This window comes from Mucilaginibacter sp. FW306-07-L (assembly GCF_058782065.1).
On record NZ_JBYSXI010000003.1, the window covers coordinates 839,794 to 855,034 of the forward strand.

A 15,241-nucleotide genomic window follows, 5' to 3' on the forward strand; every position below is an offset into this window, starting at 1 on the left:
TTAATGAAAAATTAAAGACATGAAAACTACCAAAGCAAAACGACTTGTAAAAAAGATCAATACCGTTTGTGATTTTAATCATTTATCTCAAAACCCGTTTCCGACAGAAACTACACTGGGCACCGATCCAACCAATACCATGATCACGACAATCACGACGGTGAATACGCATATCGGCAGGTAAATGCTAAGTTTTAGTTATAAAATTAATAACAAATCATTAAAATTTACCTAAAGGTTATATTATTATTTGCCGATTGATAACAGTTTAATAATTCTGCAATGCTCCGGTCCGAACTTCATACGATTGAGATCCTTGTTCATGAGGTGCTGAACTCAGGCAGCAGTGCCGCAAGCGTCCGGTATGATCGAAAGCCTACGGAGTTCGTCCGCCTGATCGCCCTGGAATGCGACAGGCTCCGGAGTAAGTGGACACATCATCTGTTCAGTCGGATGAAAGAACAGGTCATCTTTCGTTACGTGCGGTTTCACCAGTCCGGTTTGACCCACCTGTCGGATCAGCTGAGTGAGCGGGCCATGCGATCGGGCACGCCGTCCGATGCAGATCCGCACCTGATGAAAATTCTGCAATTGTTTGACGACTTGCTTCAATTTCTGCAGCGTTCGTTAAACGGCTTTTTTGAAACCGGTATGCCCGAGAGCCGCTTCAGGCGGGAACAGGAACAGAAAGTATACCTGCAAATGGTCAGCGAGCTGGAGGCCGATCTGCAACGGTTATTGCCGGCAAGTTCCCTGCCAAAAGTTATTATCAGTTCGCTGAGCGACCAGTTACTTGACTTTCCGAACGAGCGGATCTCTTACCGGCAAAGCTCGGTGATCGGTCAGTTCATAAGCTCCCTCCGGTATTTCCTGACCGGCGTGGAATCCGTTGACGAAAAAAGACTGTTTCTTTTGGTGTATAAAATGAACCTGAATTCCAAACGGCTGGTGAAATGGTTCAAGCAGGCAATCAACAACCCGGGCTTTTACACCCTTGAGGAAGCCCATGCTGTTACCAATGAACAAAGAAGCTCATCGCATCCGCCTGTTGACGCTCATGAGCTTGCCATCACCGAGGCCTTATTTCCCTTGCTGCATGAGCCGGCAGAGACACCGGAAGAAAAGGCACTGCCTTTACCAGGCTTCCTGCAGCTGCCGCTGAATTTATCTGTGGCCCAGTTCGCGCTGTTTTGCCGGGTATGTTACCGGGCCGGTTGTTTTTCGCTGAATAATGCTGCAGAGATCATCCGGTTCTTCACGGCGCATTTTACGACCAAACGGCAGGGTAATATCTCTGTAAAAAGTTTCACCAAAGGATTCTACGCGATGGATCAGACTTCGGCGGCCGTGGTCCGTGATTTTCTGCAGCGCATGATCACTTTTATCAATAAAACCTATTTCCCCTGAATGAAGACCTGCTTATGAAAAAACACTACCAAAGGGAATTGTTAGTTACACCCGCTTAGCCGGGCGGGTGGCAAGACCCGGTCACTTAATGTAAGAACCATGCTTGTCAAATTTAGTGAGCGGCTATATGCCGACCTTAACAAGGATCTGAACGCCTTGTTACTGGATGATGAACAGGTCATCAAGAGGCTTGAGAAATCCATTCATACCAGCCTCAAATACCTGAGGAAGCTAAAGGATTACTTTAAACTTAATGATCCTTCGGCACCAGAGGAGGAGATCCGCTTCTTTAAATGTATCAAACCGAAGTTCAAGTCCCAGTTGATCTTTCACCAGGCCCTGCTGAACATCGAGCTCAGGAAACCGATCGGAGATGGTCAGATCGTCAGCGAGTATTACCGGAATGAGATCCGCATCCTCCGGCATTTTTTTGATAGCAACCTTACCTTTTATCAATATGTCCGTACAGAAGCGACCTACCTCGATGAGTATTACTTTGTTCGCGGCAACTATGACGTGCACCTGAACCCGGACGAATGCGTGATTGATTTCGACCCGGCCTTCAGTACGACGCATGACCATAAACTGGCGCAGGTCCTCGCCAGCGAATTGCTGCAGGAGCACCTGGAACAGGCTATTCAGCGCATCAGCCAACGGGATGCGATTACCCAGGTCGATCCGGAGTTCAAGGATTTCGACTGGAAACAGACCAAATGCGCCCTGATCGAACTGATTTACAGCTGGCATGCCACCGAGGCTTTCGGAAAAAAAAACCTGAAAAGCATCGTTAAGTTCATTGAACGCACGTTCAATATTTCGTTAGGCAATTTTTATGATACTTATGACTGGCTCTGCGGCAGGCCCAGCCCCACCACCTACCTGGATGAGATGCGGGAAGCCTTCCTGCTCCGGATCGAAAAAAAGCTGCGATAGCAGCATTCAAAGCGGCTTTTGCCGCTTTTTTTTGATCAAAATGAAATTAGTTGCACTCCGAGTCGGACAAACTCGGAGTAATTCGGTCAGGCTTCTTACCAATTTTGCTTTACCGAAAGCAATGAAGCTCAAGGATTAAAACAGAATCATTATGCTTGAATCCATTTCGTGGCCTACCTACCTGGTCAGCATTCTTATCATTACCCTGATCTACTATGGCTGGGTATCGCTCACTTTTTACAGAACAGAACTGGCCGGAGCCTTCAAAAGGCATTCTGCTGGCAACGGTTTTACCGGCAAGGCCCAGACCGATCCCGGCTTTGAGGTCATCGGGCAGACGGCACCGGAGGATGAAACGGTAGCCGGTGACCAGGAACTGCAGTTCGGCCCGGCAGATGCGGATGAGCCCGCCACACCGGAATTAACGGTTCCATCTGCGCCACAGCAGGTCAGTGAATTTTCGGAGATGGTGGGAGAAGTCAAAACACTGATCCGCGTGGTCGCGGAATCTTCCGAAAGCCGGGAAAATTTTGAAATGCTTTTCGGACTCATCATCCAAAAGTACCCTGGTCTGTCGGAAACGCCTTACCGCAGCAAGATCATCGGCTACCTGCTGGCCGAAAGCCAGGGCACCTTTCCTTTCGCTTTGAGCGATAAAGATCTAAATCAACTATGGGATGAACAATTAAATCATTAAAGACATGAAGACCTCAGCAATTGTAACCAAAGCACAGGCACTGCGCCTTACTGTTAAACGCTATTTCATCATTCTGATCATTTTACTGCTTACCGGTATCGAGTCGTTCGCGCAGGACGGCAATGCCGGGATCACCGAGGCGACGACCCGGGTACGCGGCTATTTCGATGACGGGTCAAAACTGGTTTATGCCATCTGCGCCATCGTCGGGCTCGTCGGGGCAATCAAGGTCTATAAAAAATGGAACGACGGGGACCATGACACGGCCAAGGTAGCCACCAGCTGGTTCGGGAGCTGCATTTTCGTAGCCATCGTAACTACCGTATTGAAGTCCTTTTTCGGTGTATAAAATAAAACACTATATGGCTATTTATCAAATCAATAAAGGCATTAATAAGCCCATCGAATTTAAGGGATTGAAAGCCCAGTATATCAGCTTTCTGGCCATCGGACTGGTGATCCTCCTGCTGTTGTTCACGCTGATGTACCTGTTCGGCCTGCCCGTCATCTGCTGCCTGCTGGTGACAGGCGGCCTCGGAGGCATCCTCTTTCGGCAGGTATACCGGCTAAGCAACCGCTATGGTGCGTTCGGGCTGATGAAAAAGTCGGCTAAACGTTACCTGCCGGGTTACCTGAAGTTCCGTTCCCGGCATTTGTTCACCTCTAAAAAGACAACAACATGAGCGCATACACCTTAGCAGAGCAAATTTTCCCGGTGTTCAAAGTAGAGCATGGCTGCATGGTATCAAACTCCGGAGACCTGACCATCGCTTACCGCCTTGGCCTGGCAGAGCTGTTTACCCTATCTGACGCAGATTATGAAACGATCCACCAGTCCTGGGTCAAAGCGGTCAAGGTGCTTCCGAAGGAAAGTATTTTGCACAAGCAGGATATTTACCATAAGCGACCCTACCGGGCGGATGAAGGTGAACTTCCGGATTCGTTTTTAAATAAGGCAGCAAAGGCGCATTTCAATGGCCGTGATTACCTGGATCACACCTGTTACGTGATGCTTACCCAAAAAGCTGCGGACAGGAAGCAGGCCAGCAGCGCGTTGTCCGGCATCATGCGTAAATCGGTTGTTCCCCGCCAGACCATAGATGATGGCGCTTATCACAGTTTTATCGAAAAGGCCGGGCAGTTCGAGCGAATCCTGGGTGACAGCGGGCTGATCAGCCTGCAGCGGCTTAATGATCAGGAGCTGACCGGAACCCAGACCGTGCCGGGCATTATGGAACAGTACTGTTTTCTTTTAAGGCCTGAAGAACGGCCGGTCATCAAGGACGTGCATTTACGGGACAGGCTGGCTGTCGGAGACCAACCCGTATTACTGTTTTCACTCGGGGACGCGGAACACCTGCCCGCCCTTTGCGGCAGCCGGATCAACTACGATGCTTTCAGCACGGACAAGACCAGTTTCCCGGTAGGCTTTGCGGCGCATCTTAACCTGCTCCTGAACTGCGACCATATCTATAATCAGTACCTGTTTATCGGTGATCCGGCCAAGACGATGAAGGAGATGGAGACCAAGAAGCTGCGGCTGCAGTCCTTATCCGCATACAGCCGGGAAAACGCGATCGGCCGGGATGCGACGGATGATTTCCTGAACGAAGCCATCAGCCAGCAGCGACTTCCGGTCAAGGCCCATTTCAATGTGATGGCCTGGCCCTCGGAGGGACGCGCTTTGCAGGACCTGAAAAACCGGGTCAGTGCGGCCATCGCGCAGATCGGCGCGAGCAGTAAACTGGAAACGGATGGCGCCGCTCAGATCTGGTGGGCAGGTATTCCGGGCAATGCCGCAGATTTCCCGTTAAATGACACCTTTGATACCTTTGCTGAGCAAGCGGCCTGCTTCATCAACCATGACAGCAATTTCCGGAGCGACCCGCCGGCAGCAGGCATCCGCTTCTGCGACCGGGTCTCCGGCAGGCCGGTGTACCTCGATCTTTTCGACAAGCCGAGGGCCAGGGGCATTACCTCCAATATGGGCATGCTGGTCTGCGGGACATCAGGCGGTGGAAAAAGCATGACCGTCAACCATATCCTCCGCACGCTGTATGACCAGGGCGCACATTGCGTGACGGTTGACATCGGTGGCAGCTATAAAGGGTTGTGTGAATTGGTAGGCGGTTATTATTTTACGTATGAAGAAGAAAAACCGATCAGGTTCAACCCATTTTACCTGCCGGCGGACCAGGTATTGGACACGGAGAAAAAAGAGAGTTTAAAAGCCCTGCTGGTTACCCTCTGGAAGCAGGAAAACGAATCCTTTAATAGGAGCGAATATGTGGCCCTTTCCAATGCCCTGCAGGGCTACTACCAGGCCATAGCCGCCAATAGGAAGCTCAAACCGTCTTTTAATACCTTTTATGAATACCTGGAACGTGATTATGTCAAAGTATTGCAGGAGCATAGGGTCAAAGACAAGGATTTCGACATGGACAATTTCCTGTATGTGCTCCGTCCTTATTACCGCGGCGGTGAATTTGATTACCTGCTGAATGCCACGGAAAACCTCGACCTGCTGGCGCAGCGTTTCGTGGTGATCGAACTGGATTCGATCAAGGACCACCCGATCCTCTTCCCGGTGGTCACCCTAATCGTAATGGAAATGTTCCTTTCCAAAATGCGCAAACTTAAAGGCGTACGTAAAGTACTCACGATCGACGAAGCCTGGAAAGCTATTGCGAATTCCGGAATGGCCGGCTTTATTCAGTACGCCTTTAAGACCATGCGGAAATTTAACGGTGTTCCTAATGTTGTCACCCAGGAACTGGATGACCTGATCAGTTCGCCGATCGTCAAAGACGCGATCATTAACAATGCGGACATCAAGATCCTCATGGATATGCGGGGGTACATGAATAAGTTCGACAAATTGCAGGAAACGCTCGGCTTATCTGAAAAGGCGAAAGCGCAGGTGTTATCGGTCAATAAGGACCAGCGTGATATTTATATCGGGCTTGGCGGGCAGGTGGCCAAGGTGGTCCGCAACGAGCTGAGTGCGGAGGAATATTACGCTTATACAACGGAAGGCAGGGAACGGGTCATGGTGCAGGACTACGCCCGTAAGTACGGCAGTATGGAAAAAGGCATACGAGCCCTGGTGGCCGATCAAAAACAAAATCGTTTAATCTAATCAACTCGTTATGAAAAAGTTTAGCATCGTACTTTTGGTTTCTTTATTGTTCGCTATGTTCCTGTCCTGCCACCAACCGGAAAGCCGCATCGAAGGCATCTATGTGAATCAGCATGCAGGAGAATACAGTGTAGCATGGGACACACTGGTTATCTCAAAAATTCCCGAATTAAAGTCATCATATAAAGTTGAGAACCACACAGGATTTCAGCGAATCCGTGACAGTAAAAAGCAATCTAAGGAGTACAAAACTAAAACATGGTTTGCTGACTGGGACGACAAAGCCAACGCTTTTACCGGGTCGCTGTACTACCCGCCGATCCGGCTGACGCCGGATGGCCTGCTCCTGAAAAGCACGGCTTACCGCAAGATCCGGTAATTTAAATCCACATCATTTAACAATTGACTCCCGCCTGCAAGCGGGGGAAAGGAGGCTTATTATGAAAATTTTTAAAGTGACCCTGCCGGTCAGTCTCGCATTTGTGCTGATCTCGGTAAACGCAGAAAAGGCCAATGCACAGTTCGTCGTGGCAGAGGTCGTTAAGATGACGGTCAAGAAAGTGATCAAAGCGATCGACCTGAAGGTGCAGCGCATGCAAAACAAAACCATCTGGCTGCAAAATGCGCAGAAAGCGCTGGAAAACCAACTGTCGAAGCTCAGGTTAACGGAAATCTCCGACTGGACGGACAAGCAGCGAAAGCTGTATGGTAACTATTATGATGAACTATGGAAGATCAAGTCGGTCATCAGCTATTACCAGCGGATCAGGGACCTTACCATTCGCCAGGCGCAACTGGTGGGCGAATATCAAAAGGCCTGGGGCCTTTTCAATTCTGACAAACATTTCAGTGCGGACGAACTCGGTCATATGCAGGAAGTCTATTCAGGCATCCTGAAATCCAGTGTCCGGAACCTTGACCAGATCATGCTGGTGATCAATAGCTTCAAGACCCAGATGACGGACGAGCAGCGTCTCGAACTGATCAATGCGGCAGGAAACCGTTTGGACGAGAACTTCACTGATCTTAAACAATTCAATAACCAAAACCTGATACTTACGCTCGAGAGAGGCCAGCAACAGGGTGATGTAAACCAAATCAAAGCGCTTTATGGCATCCATTAGCACCGCATGGTACGAAGCCGGTCAGATCGGCAAGCATACCAAAAAACTGTTGCTTTATGCTTTCGTTACCGCCATTGTCTCCGGAATGAGCACTGCGGTCCATGGCCAAACCTTTTCTGAATGGTTCTTCCAGAAGAAGACACAAAAAAAATACCTGCTGGAGCAGCTTGCTGCCCTTCGGGTTTACAGCGGTTATCTTCAAAAAGGCTATGCGGTTGCCCGAAAAGGTTTAGGCGCTGTGAGCAGTTACCTCAACGAGGAGTACGGAAGCCATTCCGTTTATTATAATCGTCTACTCCAGGCGGGACCGGCCGTCAGGGACGACCCGCAGATCCGGGAGATCCTCCGTCGCCAGGCGGATATCGAACAGCTGTTCGTGCCATTGGAACGACCGGAAGGGCTATCCCAAGCAGAGCTACAATACCTTGGAAAGGTCAGAGGTGCGGTGTTACATGACTGTGAACTCCAACTTCAGGACCTGGAACGGGTCATCAGTGACGGTAAACTAAAAGCCGGTGACCGGGAAAGAATGGAACAGCTTAACCAGGTGCACGCGGCCATGACGGTGAATTACCGCTTCAGTTCCGAATTCGTGGTGCAGGTCATGAGCCTCATCAAAGGACGCCAGCAACAAGAGAAAGAGGCAAAGGCCAGCAGGTTGATGCGCGGTATCCAGTAATCCCCCAAAAATGAAAAACATGAAAAGCAAAGCCATTATTGTTACGCTCAGCCTGATTGTCTGGATGGGCACCGTGAAAGGTTATAGTCAGGGAACAGAAATGCAGCAGCTCCTGCTCAATATAGAGAAACTTACCCAGCTTAAAAGTATCCTTTCGGACATGAAAACCGGCTACCAGATATACCAGCAGGGCTATGGGATGATCTCTAACCTGAGCAAGGGCAATTTCAACCTGCACGATATTTACCTGAACGGGCTTTTAGCGGTGAGCCCGGCCGTCCGGAATTACCAGCGGATCCCGGAGATTATTTCCATGCAGGCCAGCCTCGTGAAGGAATACAAAATTGCGACCGGCCGTTTCCGTCAGAGCGGAACTTTTTCTGCCGCGGAGCTGGGTTATCTTTCTAAGGTCTATCAAAAGCTGATCGGGGAGAGTTTACAGGGGATCGAGGAATTGGTTCAGGTGACCACTGCCGGTAAACTCCGCATGTCAGACGCAGAGCGCCTGCAGGCCATCGACCGCATTTACAAGGGGGCAACTGATAAGCTAAACTTTCTGCGCGCCTTCAACCGGCAGGGCATCCTCCTGTCGCTAAGGCGTACCCGGGACCTCGAAAATACGCGTCAGCTGAAACGCCTTTACGGTTTAACTAATTGAAAATGCTATGAAAAAGTCTATTGTTATAAGCGGCATCCTGGTCATTATGGCCGGAATGATGCCATCACTGACCTATGCGGAGGGTCTTGCCGGTGATATTCACGGGTTGCAGGGAACGCTGGACACGGTGTATGAGGACATGTTACCCCTATTCGGTCAGCTGATCGGTGTTGGCCGTGCTATCGCGGGCTTTGGCGCGCTATGGTATATCGCGGCGAGGGTCTGGCGGCAGATCGCTAATGCCGAAGCCATTGATTTTTATCCCTTGCTCCGGCCCTTCGCTCTGGGTATGGCCATCATGATGTTCCCGGTAGTGATCGCTGTGATCAACGGCATCATGAAACCGACCGTTACTGCAACCGCCGGGATGGTCAAAGACTCCGATGCGGCCATAGCACGGTTGTTGAAAGCCAAGGAGGATGCCGTCAAGCAAACCAGCTCCTGGCAGATGTATGAAGGTGACGACGGGCAGGGCGACCGGGACAAATGGTATAAATATACCCATCCAGATAATAAGACCGGAGATTCAGAAGGCGTTTTCGAAGGCATTGGAAACGATATGAAATTCGCGATGGCCAAGGCCAGCTACCAGTTTCGCAACACGGTCAAAAAATGGATGTCCGAAGTTTTACAGGTAGCCTATGAAGCCGCTTCGCTATGCATCAATACCATCCGTACCTTTTACCTCATTGTACTGGCTATCCTCGGCCCCATTGTTTTCGGGCTGGCGGTTTTCGACGGCTTCCAGCATACCCTGACGGTCTGGCTCGCCAAGTACCTCAACGTATTCCTTTGGCTGCCGGTCGCCAATATCTTCGGGGCGATCATCGGCAAAGTCCAGGAAAACATGCTCAAAATCGATATCGGACAGGTACAACAGTCCGGCGATACCTTTTTCAGCTCTACGGATACGGCTTATCTTGTTTTCCTGATCATCGGCACCATCGGTTATTTTACCGTTCCCAGTGTTGCGGGGTACATCGTTAATGCAGGTGGCATGAACGGCCTTTTAAGTAAAGTGAACACCATCGTCAGTTCTTCCGGCAATACCGCAGCGGCTGCAGGTACCGCGATCGGCAGCAGGGCATTGAGCGGTGCCAAAAACACCATCAATGCACCTGGACAGATCATGGAAGGTTACCGAGGTGCCCAGGCCGGAAGCGGACAAACTACCGATGATTATCAAAAGAAGAAACTTACGGGTAACTGATTTATTCACCTTTAATTTTTACACCTATGTTTACGCATCTCAAAAATATCGACACCGCCTTCCGGCACATTAAGTTATTCAGCCTGGTACTGATCGCAGCCTGTACCCTGATCTCCTGCTTTGCCCTGTATAAAAGCTACGAAAGTTCGAACAACGCAGGCAAGCATATCTATATCCTGGCCAATGGAAAGGCCATGGAAGCGGTTTCTGCTGAAAGAAAAGACAATGTTCCGGTAGAGGCCCGCGACCACATCAGCATGTTTCACCATTATTTCTTTACGCTGGACCCGGACGAAAAGGTTATCAGGGCCAATTTGGGCAAAGCACTTTACCTGGCCGATGAAAGTGCGCGGAACCAGTATAACAATCTTAAGGAGAAGAGCTACTACAATAACCTGATCTCGGGAAATATCAGCCAGCAGATCGAAATAGACAGCATTTCACTCGACCTGAACCAGCGACCGTACTATTTCAAATGTTATGCCCGGGAAAAGCTGATCCGATCCTCTTCTACCATTAACCGGGTGCTGGTGACACAGGGTTACCTGCGCGATGTCGCCAGATCGGATAATAACCCGCATGGATTCCTGATCCAGCGCTGGGAAACGCTGGTTAACAAAGACACTACCCTTAACGCCAACACCAACAATTATGCTGTTCAGTAAACATTCATCCAAAAGCCGGGAAGCCAGTGACCGACTGGCACAGTGGATCGCCGGGTTTCTCATCCGTTGGATGCGGCGCACCGCGCTATGGCTGAACAAACGGGTTAATCAGTTCCCCAGGAAGACACAGCTTCGCTTCTTTTGGGCTTTTGTAGCGCTCATCAGCCTGCTGATCGGTGTGACTTCCTTCAAGTTCCGGACGATGGCCAACGCTAAAATCACCGGCTATCGTCCGACCACTATCGGACAGCCCTCGCCGGCGGTCCCCAACCTTATCCAGGAGCAAGTAACCGATTCATTAACTAAAAAACAATGAACATGAACATCATCATCGACAGCCCTTCTGTGGCAGCGCTACCTGAAGCGCAAAAAAAGAAACGGAAATTTTATGTGGCCCTGCCCATCCTGATCCTGCCGTTTATGACCATTGCCTTTTGGGCACTGGGCGGCGGAAAAAAGGGAAGCCAGCCGGACCCCGTGCCGAACGCCCCAGCAGGACTGAACGCCACCTTACCCGATGCCAGTTTTAAGGATGAGAAAAAGCAGGATAAACTGGCCCTTTACCAGCAGGCGGCGAAGGATTCCTCCACGGCAAGTATCGTAAGCGGCAGCTTCCTTGCCGAAATGGGTGGCGAAAGATCGCCGCAATCTGTCAATAACGGAGGGATCGCCGACCCCGCAGCGCCGAACGAGGCGGATGTGCAATCTGCACAGATCGAGCAGAAGATCGCCCAGATCAACCGGCAGATCACCACGCAACCGGCCAGCGCGCCGGTACATACGGCAGCCCCCCGGGAGGATGACCGGAGCATCCGCAAACTGCGTTCGATGATGAACGCTGCGGGTGAGGGCAAGGCAGCAGATCCGGAGATGCAGCAGATCAGTAAGGTACTGTCCCAGATCCAGGCCATACAGAATCCCGGCACGGCCAATTCCGGCAGCAGCAAAACCGTACCGGAAAATGCCTTCCAGGCTATTCCGGCGACTATCGATGGCAAACAAAAAGTTGCCGACGGCGCTGCCGTAAGGATCAGATTAACGGACAGCATTACCCTTATGAAGCAAGTTCTGCCTAAAGGACAACTGTTGTTTGGTATTGGCCAGGTCACTAACCAGCGCCTGCTGGTACAGGTAAAGAATATCCGCCTGCGTGATAAGATCATCCCGGTCGACCTGACGGTTTACAGCATGGACGGTATGCCGGGTATACCGGCACCGGAAGCGGAACTGGCCGGCGCTGCGGGTGAAGGGGCCGAAAATGCCCTGGCTAACATGCAGCTCCTGTCTATGGACCAATCGATTGGCGCACAGGCCGCAACCTCCGGGATCAACGCGGCTAAAGGGTTGTTCAATAAAAAGGTCAAAAAAATTAAGGTCCGGCTGAAAGACGAAACGCCTTTGCTGCTGCGCGACAACCAGCAAAAGGCAGCCTTATAGACCTACCTGTTCGCACTAACACTCAATCAACAAATTAATTAATCAATAACCGAAAATGTTATGAATACGCAGAATGTAGAATTTTTAAAAAAGAGCTTATTGAACCTTGGATTTGGCGAAAAGCTGAATACCGACCTCGAAAAGCAAATTGAAGCCAGGTCACCCGAATTCAAGTTGAACACTTCTCATGAGTTCAACCAGAAGAAAACAGATTATACCCTGCATTTCAAAGCAGGTGAAAACCAGGAAATGTATTTTTTCAATAAGTACGATGCCACCATTAAGAATGACAAAGGCGAGGACAACAAGCAGTCGTTCTATATTAATAAGGGAAATGGCGTAACGGCAAAAGAAGCCTTTAACCTGATGGAAGGCCGCGCTGTGCATAAGCAGCTCTTCAGCCAGGAAGGCGAGAAATATACTGCCTGGTTAAAACTGGATAATGAAAACCTGACCGAAGGCGGCAACAAGAAATTCCGCTCCTATAACGAAAATTACGGGTATAAACCGGAAGAGGTGCTGGCTGGTAAGGGTATCAAGGAAATGAAAACGGATGAAGGCCGTGAAAACCTGCTTAGATCTTTGAAAAAAGGGAATGCCCAGCAGATCACCGTTGAAAAGGACGGCAAGGAACAGAAGTACTATGTTACGGCCAATCCCCAGTTCAAAACCATTGACCTGTACGATCCGCAGATGAAAAAGCTGAAACGCGAAGAACTGCTCACACCAGCGGTCAACACAGAAAAGACCCAGCAACAGGGTAAGCAGCAAAAGGAGGTGCTGCCGGAAAAAAAGCCGGCCCAAAAAAGTAAGCTAAAAGTTTAAAACGAAAAAAGCAGACCTGGTGGTCTGCTTTTTTTTATAGGTCATGTTAATCATCTCCTTAACGCCATTTAATCATCTTCATCCTCATGTTCCTCATTATCGCCCTGTACCGCATCTTCCAGCATTTGTTCAAGTGTATAGTGATACGCATTAATGTAACGTTGCTTTTCCGGGTTGTCCTGCCTGACCAGGAGGGCGCTGTACCAATCCTGATCACCATAATCGATATGTGACTGATGGCGTTCATAATCATTTTTCATTTCCCGGAACCACCGGCCGAAGGTAACGCGGCGATTGCGGGCCATGCCGTCGGTATTGAGGCAGATATATAAGAAAGCATCCTCCCCGTGTTCATCAAAGAAATCCTTTAGAATATTTAGTATAGTGGCTTTGGTACCGGCATCAAAACGGTGCTTCTTTTCAGGATGGGCCCTGCGGCAATCAAACCCAAAGGAATAAGTTTCGATGTAGTTACCCTCATCTTCCGGATCGAGCAGAAAGAACTCTGTAAAATAAACGAAGTAAACATCACCGGAGGTAGTGGTAAACTCATACCCACCAGGAACAGAAGTAAGATTATATAGGCTTGACAAATTTAATATGCTTAAGCGTGGAAAGCGGTTTTCCCTCCTTGACAGCATCGGCAATCTTCATCTTATCCTCGATCAACTTAATGAAAGGATTGACAAAAGGTCCCTTTTGCTTCTTAAAAGTCATATGCGATTTTGTGTGATTCACAATCAAATATAAGCAAATTTTGGTTCATACCAAAATCAACATCAGGAGCATAACAATAACTGTTCCAGTCAGTACCGACAACAGGAGGGGTTTCAATCCGATAAAGAGCCTGGTCAGGTTTATAGGCAAAAGGCACCTGATCGGCACCATCCCGATCAAAGCTATCAGTATCACATTATCCCTAATTAAATTAGTTCAGCTCTTAATAAGAGCTAATCACGTCTATCCATCAATCTCAAACATTGAACCATTACGAAGTACCGGCTTTTTATCTTTTAGATAATTAACTCGGCTATCCAGATAATCGTCTTTAAGCAACATGTCATACCATAGATTATGAATCATACAATAATCAGTAAAGAAATGTCTTTGACTATCTTCCCATGGGCCACCAAAACCGGATAACCAATTATAGAATAACATAATCTGTTCATGGTTGGAAAGCTGGGCACGCAGGATTTTCAAATAATGCATTTTCGCATCATAATCAAGAAACCCCGGTTCCTGATTAACAACAAACTTTACGGTAAAATATAAATGTCTGAAATAGTGGCCTAAAAAACCGGAGTGGCCTTCAAAGGCGTACAGGTCAGTATCCAGTTTGCTCGAAATGGACTTATCCTTCGCAAACTGGGCGTTTTTCTTTTTCAATAGAATGTTCAGCAAACTTTTATCATCCTCAAAGATTTCCTGTATGCTCCTGTTTTCTTCCGTTGCATAAGGATTGTTAATGCCCCAAAAAAAATGACCGTAAGCAATTTCAAAAGTGTTCTTATTGATATCTTTAAGATCACTTTCCCGAACGGATCTTAATATCTCTTCAAATTCTTTTTTAAACTCTACAAAAACGGATCGTTTGGTAATCGTGTAGGCTTCATAGTGGAATAAATTGTTTTGTTCAGTTCTACGTTGGCCCGATACCTCCATTTCATTAACATTTTCTTTGTGAAGCCGCAACATTTCGTAAAACTGATCTTGAAATCTTTGATGTCTTATCTCTAATGCCTGTGCATTAAATTGCTTCTCAAAATGCTCGGTAGTTTGCCTTGTTTGACTTTCAAACTGATCTTTTTCCTTCTGAATCTGTTCATCGAAAAGTTTTCTTTGCAGCAAATTTGCCCGGTATTGCATGTAAAATGCCAGGCCGGTTACAATCACCCCTCCCAGTGCAATGAAAGGATTCATTAAACCGCCAATTGTATCGCCGATGGGTCCCGCCTTTGAAAAATCGAAATCGCCGGTTACTGCGGGGCGCGTTAAAATAAAAGGAGAAATCAGTGAGCAAACAACCAAAAAGAGCGCAATAAGGAGTGCGAAAATTGTTTGCCAATTTAAATGCTCCATGGAAGGCTTTTTGTTCGCCGATAAAAAGTACTTGTTGTATACCCAACGGATGAAGAAAGCGGAACCAATAAATAAGCCTAAGCTTATTAAGGTGCTAAAAATGATAACGAAGGTGGTCATATGTTGATAAGGTCTTTTCAGGCTCCAAAATTCAATCAGCGCCAATCGAAAACTGTAAGTTAACATGGACGATGATCTGCAAATTATAAGTCGATGCTAAGGTAATAAAATAAAGCAGCAACGATTCTGATCTGACAAAGCTTACACCTGGATCAAATCCAACACTTTGACCGTGTTCCATAAGCGTTATCAAGGAACTCCATTTGATAATTAATCGCATTGATGGCAGACGAAGCAGGTATTACCTAAATAAAAAAAAGATCTT

The 15,241-nt window shown here is 48.3% G+C and carries 18 protein-coding genes; 16 read left to right on the forward strand and 2 right to left on the reverse strand.

Annotated elements, in window-relative coordinates; translation table 11 throughout:
* The first annotated feature begins 19 nt into the window (after nucleotides 1–19).
* The 16 genes from AC3WJC_RS18910 to AC3WJC_RS18985 all read left to right on the forward strand — a co-directional run bounded on the left by AC3WJC_RS18910 (nucleotide 20) and on the right by AC3WJC_RS18985 (nucleotide 12,774).
* The gene (locus AC3WJC_RS18910; RefSeq protein WP_492400680.1) at nucleotides 20–184 is read left to right on the forward strand and encodes a hypothetical protein; all 165 of its coding nucleotides are present in this window, start codon (nucleotides 20–22) and stop codon (nucleotides 182–184) included.
* A gap of 269 nt (nucleotides 185–453) precedes the next feature.
* Nucleotides 454–1,407: a hypothetical protein gene (locus tag AC3WJC_RS18915; protein ID WP_492400681.1), complete on the forward strand. Its 954-nt coding sequence runs from the start codon at nucleotides 454–456 to the stop codon at nucleotides 1,405–1,407.
* Nucleotides 1,408–1,506: 99 nt separating this feature from the next.
* Entirely contained in the window at nucleotides 1,507–2,340 is an 834-nt protein-coding gene (locus AC3WJC_RS18920; RefSeq protein ID WP_492400682.1) for an RteC domain-containing protein, read from the forward strand.
* Between the two features lie 151 nt (nucleotides 2,341–2,491).
* Entirely contained in the window at nucleotides 2,492–3,037 is a 546-nt protein-coding gene (locus AC3WJC_RS18925) for a hypothetical protein (protein WP_492400683.1), read from the forward strand.
* A 4-nt stretch (nucleotides 3,038–3,041) separates the two neighbouring features.
* Complete coding sequence (locus AC3WJC_RS18930) at nucleotides 3,042–3,386, forward strand: DUF4134 domain-containing protein (protein ID WP_492400684.1); 345 nt, start codon at nucleotides 3,042–3,044, stop codon at nucleotides 3,384–3,386.
* Between the two features lie 13 nt (nucleotides 3,387–3,399).
* Nucleotides 3,400–3,720 (forward strand): DUF4133 domain-containing protein, encoded by a 321-nt coding sequence (locus AC3WJC_RS18935; RefSeq protein ID WP_492400685.1) that lies wholly within the window; start codon nucleotides 3,400–3,402, stop codon nucleotides 3,718–3,720.
* Entirely contained in the window at nucleotides 3,717–6,176 is a 2,460-nt protein-coding gene (locus AC3WJC_RS18940) for a TraG family conjugative transposon ATPase (protein ID WP_492400686.1), read from the forward strand. The genes AC3WJC_RS18935 and AC3WJC_RS18940 overlap by 4 nt, the downstream gene beginning before the upstream one ends.
* Before the next feature lie 10 nt (nucleotides 6,177–6,186).
* Nucleotides 6,187–6,555: a hypothetical protein gene (locus AC3WJC_RS18945; RefSeq protein WP_492400687.1), complete on the forward strand. Its 369-nt coding sequence runs from the start codon at nucleotides 6,187–6,189 to the stop codon at nucleotides 6,553–6,555.
* A 148-nt stretch (nucleotides 6,556–6,703) separates the two neighbouring features.
* Entirely contained in the window at nucleotides 6,704–7,300 is a 597-nt protein-coding gene (locus AC3WJC_RS18950) for a conjugal transfer protein TraI (RefSeq protein WP_492400688.1), read from the forward strand.
* Nucleotides 7,287–7,979 (forward strand): hypothetical protein, encoded by a 693-nt coding sequence (locus AC3WJC_RS18955; protein ID WP_492400689.1) that lies wholly within the window; start codon nucleotides 7,287–7,289, stop codon nucleotides 7,977–7,979. Before AC3WJC_RS18950 ends, AC3WJC_RS18955 begins: the two co-directional genes overlap by 14 nt.
* Before the next feature lie 10 nt (nucleotides 7,980–7,989).
* Nucleotides 7,990–8,637, forward strand: a complete 648-nt coding sequence (locus AC3WJC_RS18960; RefSeq protein WP_492400690.1) for a TerB family tellurite resistance protein — start codon at nucleotides 7,990–7,992, stop codon at nucleotides 8,635–8,637.
* 7 nt (nucleotides 8,638–8,644) lie between these two features.
* The gene (gene traJ / locus AC3WJC_RS18965; RefSeq protein ID WP_492400691.1) at nucleotides 8,645–9,847 is read left to right on the forward strand and encodes a conjugative transposon protein TraJ; all 1,203 of its coding nucleotides are present in this window, start codon (nucleotides 8,645–8,647) and stop codon (nucleotides 9,845–9,847) included.
* A gap of 26 nt (nucleotides 9,848–9,873) precedes the next feature.
* A complete protein-coding gene (gene traK / locus AC3WJC_RS18970; protein ID WP_492400692.1) occupies nucleotides 9,874–10,512 on the forward strand; it encodes a conjugative transposon protein TraK in 639 nt (212 codons plus the stop codon).
* Nucleotides 10,499–10,828, forward strand: coding sequence for a hypothetical protein (locus tag AC3WJC_RS18975; protein WP_492400693.1), 330 nt, complete (start codon nucleotides 10,499–10,501; stop codon nucleotides 10,826–10,828). The genes traK and AC3WJC_RS18975 overlap by 14 nt, the downstream gene beginning before the upstream one ends.
* Nucleotides 10,829–10,857: 29 nt before the next feature.
* Entirely contained in the window at nucleotides 10,858–11,949 is a 1,092-nt protein-coding gene (traM, locus tag AC3WJC_RS18980) for a conjugative transposon protein TraM (protein ID WP_492400694.1), read from the forward strand.
* 60 nt (nucleotides 11,950–12,009) lie between these two features.
* On the forward strand, nucleotides 12,010–12,774 hold the full coding sequence (locus tag AC3WJC_RS18985) for a hypothetical protein (protein WP_492400695.1): 765 nt from the start codon (nucleotides 12,010–12,012) through the stop codon (nucleotides 12,772–12,774).
* A gap of 68 nt (nucleotides 12,775–12,842) precedes the next feature.
* Here the strand turns inward: AC3WJC_RS18985 and AC3WJC_RS18990 are convergent, their stop codons facing one another.
* Both AC3WJC_RS18990 and AC3WJC_RS18995 read right to left on the reverse strand, forming a co-directional pair.
* On the reverse strand, nucleotides 12,843–13,367 hold the full coding sequence (locus AC3WJC_RS18990) for a DUF6169 family protein (RefSeq protein ID WP_492400696.1): 525 nt from the start codon (nucleotides 13,365–13,367) through the stop codon (nucleotides 12,843–12,845).
* 367 nt (nucleotides 13,368–13,734) lie between these two features.
* Entirely contained in the window at nucleotides 13,735–15,021 is a 1,287-nt protein-coding gene (locus tag AC3WJC_RS18995) for a putative phage abortive infection protein (RefSeq protein WP_492400697.1), read from the reverse strand.
* Nucleotides 15,022–15,241 lie beyond the last annotated feature (220 nt).

Excerpts from the sequence above, each read along its gene's own strand:
- AC3WJC_RS18985 (WP_492400695.1), top strand. The coding sequence starts at position 12,010 with ATGAATACGCAGAATGTAGAATTTTTAAAAAAGAGCTTATTGAACCTT.
- AC3WJC_RS18920 (WP_492400682.1), top strand. The coding sequence starts at position 1,507 with ATGCTTGTCAAATTTAGTGAGCGGCTATATGCCGACCTTAACAAGGAT.
- AC3WJC_RS18910 (WP_492400680.1), top strand. The coding sequence starts at position 20 with ATGAAAACTACCAAAGCAAAACGACTTGTAAAAAAGATCAATACCGTT.
- AC3WJC_RS18955 (WP_492400689.1), top strand. The coding sequence starts at position 7,287 with ATGGCATCCATTAGCACCGCATGGTACGAAGCCGGTCAGATCGGCAAG.
- traK (WP_492400692.1), top strand. The coding sequence starts at position 9,874 with ATGTTTACGCATCTCAAAAATATCGACACCGCCTTCCGGCACATTAAG.
- AC3WJC_RS18940 (WP_492400686.1), top strand. The coding sequence starts at position 3,717 with ATGAGCGCATACACCTTAGCAGAGCAAATTTTCCCGGTGTTCAAAGTA.
- traJ (WP_492400691.1), top strand. The coding sequence starts at position 8,645 with ATGAAAAAGTCTATTGTTATAAGCGGCATCCTGGTCATTATGGCCGGA.
- AC3WJC_RS18960 (WP_492400690.1), top strand. The coding sequence starts at position 7,990 with ATGAAAAACATGAAAAGCAAAGCCATTATTGTTACGCTCAGCCTGATT.
- AC3WJC_RS18915 (WP_492400681.1), top strand. The coding sequence starts at position 454 with ATGAAAGAACAGGTCATCTTTCGTTACGTGCGGTTTCACCAGTCCGGT.
- AC3WJC_RS18945 (WP_492400687.1), top strand. The coding sequence starts at position 6,187 with ATGAAAAAGTTTAGCATCGTACTTTTGGTTTCTTTATTGTTCGCTATG.
- AC3WJC_RS18935 (WP_492400685.1), top strand. The coding sequence starts at position 3,400 with ATGGCTATTTATCAAATCAATAAAGGCATTAATAAGCCCATCGAATTT.
- AC3WJC_RS18925 (WP_492400683.1), top strand. The coding sequence starts at position 2,492 with ATGCTTGAATCCATTTCGTGGCCTACCTACCTGGTCAGCATTCTTATC.
- AC3WJC_RS18975 (WP_492400693.1), top strand. The coding sequence starts at position 10,499 with ATGCTGTTCAGTAAACATTCATCCAAAAGCCGGGAAGCCAGTGACCGA.
- AC3WJC_RS18930 (WP_492400684.1), top strand. The coding sequence starts at position 3,042 with ATGAAGACCTCAGCAATTGTAACCAAAGCACAGGCACTGCGCCTTACT.